The sequence below is a fragment of the Gordonia effusa NBRC 100432 genome (assembly GCF_000241305.1).
GTDB lineage: Bacteria > Actinomycetota > Actinomycetes > Mycobacteriales > Mycobacteriaceae > Gordonia > Gordonia effusa.
On the sequence record NZ_BAEH01000011.1, the window covers coordinates 1 to 2228 of the forward strand.

Annotated in this window: 2 protein-coding genes; one reads left to right on the forward strand and one right to left on the reverse strand. The window is 63.2% G+C overall.

Annotated features, from left to right (window positions below):
* Positions 1–1169: hypothetical protein (locus GOEFS_RS23345; protein ID WP_007316036.1), on the forward strand; the 1169-nt coding region annotated here is incomplete at its 5' end.
* 4 nt (positions 1170–1173) lie between these two features.
* Here the strand turns inward: GOEFS_RS23345 and GOEFS_RS01210 are convergent.
* Positions 1174–2010 (reverse strand): SDR family oxidoreductase, encoded by an 837-nt coding sequence (locus tag GOEFS_RS01210; protein ID WP_007316037.1) that lies wholly within the window; start codon positions 2008–2010, stop codon positions 1174–1176.
* Positions 2011–2228 lie beyond the last annotated feature (218 nt).

Below are 2228 nucleotides of genomic sequence, written 5' to 3' on the forward strand. Positions count from 1 at the left end.
TCGCTCGCGTGCTCGGCGTCGACGAGTCTGAACTCGACTATCTGGCGGAGGTATCGTCGTCGGCCATCCGGGAATTCCGTTGTGCGGCAAGTGATCGCCTGTTCGCAAGCGATGGTGACAAGTTGAAGCGGATTGCGTCGGCTGCCAAATTGGTGCCGGCGGCAGTCGCGGCGAAAGCTGCCGCGTTGGCCTTCGGGCCACTGCTCACCGCCGGCGTAGCGAGTTCGGTTGAGCCGGCCCGCGGTATCGCCATCGCCAACATGTTGCCAGTGAAATTTCTCGCCAACACCGCGATCGAGCTCGACCCACGACGGTGCGGGCCGATTCTGTCCGAGTTGCCGCCGAAGCTGGCCGGGAAGGTGGCCGACTACCTGGTGCAGGCCCGGGAGCACATCACGCTTGGCAGGTTCGTCGGGGCGATCTCCGAGGCCGCACTACGCGCGGCGGCGGCCGAAATATCCGATGCGGATCTGCTCCGGGTGGCCTGTTTGCTCGAAGATCGCGGCGCGATTGACCATGTCTTCGACGTCATCGCCGACCGACTGCCCGGCGTGCTCACCGCTGCCGGTGACGAAGGGCTGTGGACCGAGGCGCTGGGTCTGCTCGATGCGATCAACGACGAGCACCGCGCGACCATGGGAAACCTTGCGGCGCAATTGGATCCGCAAGTATTGGCGTCGCTGGTCGAAGCCGCGCACGAAACTCAGGCCTGGTCGACTCTGCTCCCGGTGACGCGGGTGATGAGCATCGACGCCCTACGTGTGTTCGCGACGAATCCTGCTGTGCAGCAGCACGATACGATCTCCGCGGTGATGGATGAGGCGCTTGCCGAAGGTATGTGGCTGGACTTGCTTCCGCTGGCCGGTGAGCTGCCCGACGAATCTCGGGGATTCCTTGCGTCGCGGATCGCCGAACTCGACGAGGGCGTTCTCGACGATCTGGTCCGGCAGACCGACGACGCCGCACAATGGGCCTCGCTGCTTCCGTTGGTCGGGGTGATGACGCCCGATCAGGTTGGCAAACTGCTGAAACTGCCGGTCCTTGCCGATGCCGGGGTGATGAGCAACGCCTTGGATGTCGTTGCCGCCAGTGACGGACTGCCGGCCGACGTCGTCGATCTCATCACCGCGCACGGAGAAGCGGTCGGTGCCGAGTTCAGCGCCGTCTGACGGGCTAGTAGAGGTAATCCTCGCCGCTGGCCCGCACGGTCACGTCGCTGATGCTGATTCCCCACGGCTGGTCAATGACATGCACAACCGCAGTCGCCAGATCGTCCGGGGTGATGAGCCAGTACTGAACCGAGTCGGCGTCGGTGAGCTCGGCTGGCAACTCACCGGCCAGCATCGCTCCGACATGTTCCCGGTACGACGACGCACGTTGCCCGACGATCCCGTTGATGGCCTTGCCGTTGACGATCTGACTGGCCAGGTTGGTGCCGCTCACCCCCGTTGGCTTCACGGTCGTGACCTTGATCTTGCCCTTGGTTTCGATACGCAGTGAATCGGATAGAACGGTGACCGCGGCCTTGGTCGCGCTGTAGACGCCGGAACCTTCTATTCCAGCGTTGCCGTAGATCGAGGAGATGTTGACGATCTGCCCGCGGCCCTGCCCGATCATCTGGTCGTAAACAGCGGAGATGCCGTTAACCACTCCCTTGATGTTGATGTCAATTGCCCTGTGCCACTTGTCGATTGCGCGCTCATGGTCGGCGAAGTAGGCGAGTGGCATGATGCCGGCGTTGTTGACGAGTACGTCGACGCAGCCGTAGGTGCGGACCGCAAGGTCAACCGCGGCCTGTAGTTGGGCGAGGTCGGTGACATCGGCGACCGTATGAACTGCCTGTTGTCCCCGGTCTCGGATGCTGGCGGTGAGCGCCTCCAGGCCGGCGGAGTCGACGTCAACCGCGACGATCCGCGCGCCGTCGGTGGCGCATTTGTTGGCGATCACCTTGCCGAAGCCGTTGGCGGCTCCGGTGATCAGGATGACCTTGTCCTGGAGATATCCAGGCATTTCTCACCTCACATGGTCGGGAAACGTGTGTAGTCAGATAGTAGGCGGCGGTCGCCGTCGGAGCAGCTCACGGTCGGTGTGGTGCACGTCACGGTCGTAGTTTGGGGGTGGCTATGGTCCGACGGCGGCGTCGGGGAATCGCTGACCTGCGACGATCGTCGAGCGATTGCGGGCGACGTGGGGATTTGTTGGATTGTCCGATGTTGCGTAACTTATTC

What these genes read in the sequence shown, in the direction of transcription:
- GOEFS_RS01210 (WP_007316037.1), bottom strand. Translation starts at nt 2,010, where the DNA reads ATGCCTGGATATCTCCAGGACAAGGTCATCCTGATCACCGGAGCCGCC.